Origin of the sequence: Streptomyces nanshensis, assembly GCF_001751255.1 — a bacterium.
Classification (GTDB): Bacteria; Actinomycetota; Actinomycetes; order Streptomycetales; family Streptomycetaceae; genus Streptomyces; species Streptomyces nanshensis_A.
The window spans coordinates 1-3,924 of sequence record NZ_LJGW01000639.1 but is presented as its reverse complement, the minus strand read 5'-3'; the positions used below and the strand labels follow the sequence as shown (position 1 = coordinate 3,924).

The 3,924-nt window shown below is 71.7% G+C and carries 2 protein-coding genes; both read left to right on the top strand.

Translation table 11 applies throughout. The features are described from left to right. Nucleotides 1-308 precede the first annotated feature (308 nt). Entirely contained in the window at nucleotides 309-2,354 is a 2,046-nt protein-coding gene (locus AN218_RS30660; RefSeq protein ID WP_070020304.1) for a beta-galactosidase, read from the top strand. 135 nt (nucleotides 2,355-2,489) lie between these two features. Continuing rightward, the gene (locus tag AN218_RS30655; RefSeq protein ID WP_070020303.1) at nucleotides 2,490-3,824 is read left to right on the top strand and encodes an ABC transporter substrate-binding protein; all 1,335 of its coding nucleotides are present in this window, start codon (nucleotides 2,490-2,492) and stop codon (nucleotides 3,822-3,824) included. Nucleotides 3,825-3,924: the final 100 nt, after the last annotated feature.

Sequence of the window (3,924 nt, the reverse complement as noted above, 5' to 3'; positions counted from 1 at the left end):
CCTGCGCACCGAGCGGGCCGCCCGCGCCTGCCGAGGCACCGGGCGACGCGTCGGGCGGCGCTTCGGGCGACCCGTCAAACGACTCGCCGGGTCGGGCGTCCCGCCGCGCACCGTCCTCCGCCGGGGGCTCCGCCCCCTCCCCTGACCCTGTCATCGGGCTGCTCCTCGCCTTCGTACGGACCGGCTCCGCGAGGGTTGACCCCCACCCTGGCCGCACTTACGTTAATTCATAATTAATGGATTGACCATGGTCAGGCGTGCGGCACGACGACGATCAACCGACCGGCGAGGCGAAGGTGTTCGGCAGCATGACGACGTCAGACAAGCGGCTCCACTTCGGCGGCGACTACTACCCCGAGCAGTGGCCCGAGGAGGTGTGGGCCGAGGACACCCGGCTGATGAAGGAGGCCGGCGTGACCATGGTGACGGTCGGCGTCTTCGCCTGGGCGAAGGTCGAACCGCGGCCCGGTGAATGGGAGTTCGGCTGGTTCGACCGCGTCATGGACAACCTCGCGCAGGCCGGTCTGCGGGTCTGCCTCGCGACGATGACGGCCTCGCCGCCGCCGTGGCTGACGCGGCTGCACCCGGAGGTGCTTCCCGAGACGGAGGACGGACGCCGCAAGTGGCCCGGCAGCCGTCAGCACTACTGCCCCTCCAGCCCCGTCTACCGCGAGTACGCGACCCGGCTCGTCGAGCAGGTCGCCACGCGCTACGCACAGCACCCGGCACTGGAGGTGTGGCACGTCGGCAACGAGTACGGCTGCCATGTCCGGCAGTGCTACTGCGACGTGTCCGCCGCGGACTTCCGCCGCTGGCTGAGCGCGCGGTACGACACGGTCGACGCGCTCAACGACGCCTGGTCCACGGCCTTCTGGTCGCAGCGCTACGACTCCTTCGAGGAGGTGCTGCCGCCGCGTCTGGCGCCCACCTTCGCCAACCCCTCGCAGCAGCTCGACTATTGGCGCTTCAGCGACGACGCGCTGCGGCAGTGCTATCTCGCCGAGCTGGAGGTGCTGCGCCGCCTCACGCCGCATGTACGGGTGACGACGAACCTGATGCCGCACCACAAGCCGGTCGACGCGTTCGCGTGGGCACGCCATCAGGACGTGATGGCACTGGACTTCTACCAGGACCCCTACGACCCGGAGACCCATCTCGGCGCCGCGTACAACTTCGACCTCATGCGCTCGGCGCGCGGCGGCCAGCCGTGGCTGCTGCTGGAGCAGGCGCCCAGCGCGGTCAACTGGCGTCCGCGCAACGGCCCGAAGCCGCCCGGCACGATGCGGCTGTGGAGCTGGCAGGCCGTCGCGCAGGGAGCCGACGCCCTCATGTACTTCCAGTGGCGCCAATCGCTCGGCGGCGCCGAGAAGTTCCACTCGGCGATGGTTCCGCACGGCGGCACCGGCACCCGGATCTTCCGCGAAGTGAGCGCGCTGGGACGGGAGTTGGCGTCCGTACCGGAGATCGCCGGTACCCGTTCGCACGCGGACGCGGCGCTGGTGACGGACTGGCAGAGCTGGTGGGCGCTGGAGCTGGACTCGCACCCTTCGACCGCGCTCGACCAGACGCTGATCAACAGGGCTCATCACAGACCGCTGTTCGAGGCGGGCGTGGCGTGCGACGTCGTACCGCCCTCGTCGGACCTCTCCGGCTACGGGCTCGTCGTCGTCCCCAATCTGTATCTGCTGCGCGAGACGGACGCACGGCGGCTGCGGGAGTACGTGGAGGGCGGCGGACATCTCTTCGTGTCGTTCTTCACCGGCATCGTCGACGAGCGGGACCGCGTCCATCCCGGCGGATACCCGGCGCCGCTACGGGAGTTGCTCGGGCTGCGCATCGAGGAGTTCTGGCCGCTGGAGGAGGGCGCGAGCGTGCCGGTCGAGGGCGTGCCGGGGGCGGCGCTGCCCCCGGACGTCTTCGGGGAGTCCGGTGCGCGGGCCGATCTGTGGTCCGAGGCCGTGGAGTTGGAGGGCGCGGAGGCCGTCGCGGTCTTCGGCGGCGACGGCGACCTGTCCGGGCGTCCCGCCGTCACCCGGCGTACGTACGGCGCCGGGACGGTCTGGTATGCGGCGACCCGGCTCGAACAGGGCGCCATGCGGGGCCTGTTGGACCACGTACGGGAAGCGGCGGGGGTACGGCCCGTGCTGCCGGGGCTGCCTCCGCACGTCCAGGCCACCGTCCGCGAGGACGACCGGCACCGCTGCCTCTTCCTCCTCAACCACGGCGGTGAGAGCGCGGTGGTCGAACTGCCCGAGCCGATGCACGACCGGCTGGGCGGCGAGCCCGCACCGGACGCGGTCACCTCGGTGACGCTGCCGCCGCGCGGAGTCGCGGTCATGGAGCGCCCGCGCTGAGAGGCGCACGCCCGCCCGGCCCCGGTCCTCCACCCACGGTCCGTCCTCCGTACGCCGCGTTCAGATCCCGGTTAAGCCCCAACTCCCCCCGTACGCAAGCGCCGAGAGGCCCGACAGGTCTGACAGGGAGGCCGGATGCCGGCCAGAAGGAAGGTCCTCTCCTGGGGCGCCGCTACCGCTGCCGCCGCGGCGGCCCCGGCGCTCGCGGGATGCGGCGAGTCGGCCGGCGCGGCCCGGCTCACCCGGCAGGCACCGCGCCGGGACGGACAGCGGGTCGAGCTGGTCTTCTGGACGTGGGTGCCGCTCCAGAAGGCCGTGGCCCTGTGGAACAGGAAGCATCCCGGCATCCATGTCACGGTGCAGATCGTGCCCGCCAACACCCAGGGCGGCTACCAGAAGATGCACTCCGCGCTGAAGGCGGGCAGCCCGCCGGACCTGGCGCAGGTCGAGTACTACGCGCTGCCGGAGTTCATGCTCGTCAACGGTCTGACGGACCTCAGCGAGCACGGCGCCGACAAGCTCAAGAGCGCGTACGTCGGCTGGCAGTGGGACCAGGGCGTCTTCGGCGGACGGGTGCACGCGATCCCGCAGGGCTCCGGCCCGATGGCGTACTACTACCGCAAGGACCTCTTCGAGCGCTGGGACATCGAAGTGCCGCGCACCTGGGACGAGTTCCGCACCGCGGCGCGCACGGTCAAGAAGCGCGGCGGCGGCGCCCGCATCTGTGCGTTCCCGCCCAACAACGCGATGTGGTACGCCGCGTTCCCGTGGCAGCGCGGGGCGCGCTGGATCCGTTCCGAGGGCGACACCTGGATCGTCGACATCGACAGCCCGGCGTCGCTCGAAGTGGCCGACTTCTGGGACGGGTTGCTGCGGGACGGGCTGCTGAGCGTCATGCCGGACACCCAGAGCGCGTGGTACAAGGCCGTGCAGTCCGGACGACTGGTGAGCTGGCCCGCGGCGCAGTGGGGTGACGCGCTGCTGCGCGGCAACGCCCCCGGTACGAAGGGCAATTGGCGGGTCGCGCCGCTGCCGCAGTGGGAGAGGGGGCAGCGGGACTCCGCGAACTGGGGCGGCTCGTCCACCGCGGTCCTCCAGGGCACGCGTCACCCGGCCGAGGCCGTCGAGTTCGCGCACTGGCTCAACACCGACCCCGAGAGCATCGATCTGCTGATCCAGGCCGGTTACGGCTGGCCGGCCGCCCGCGTCGATCTGGACGAGACGGCGCTGGGCAAGCCCGACCCGTTCTTCGGCGGGCAGCGCTACAACGAGGTGTTCCAGGACGCCGACCGGCATGTGGACACCTCGTGGAAGTGGGCGCCGACCACGATCCAGTCCTTCGAGCACATCAAGGACGCCTTCGGACGCGCGACCGCCGGGCAGGGCAGCCTCACCGGCGCGCTGCGCGACGTACAGGGCCGCGTCGTCGACGACTTGCAGGCCAAGGGGCTCAAGGTGAGGAGCGCATGATGGCGCCGGAGCCGGAACGGACGGAGGGGCAGGCGGCGGCCGAAGCGGGGGCGGGCGCGACGACGGCGGGCGCGACGGCCGGGAGCGCGGCCGAGCGGGG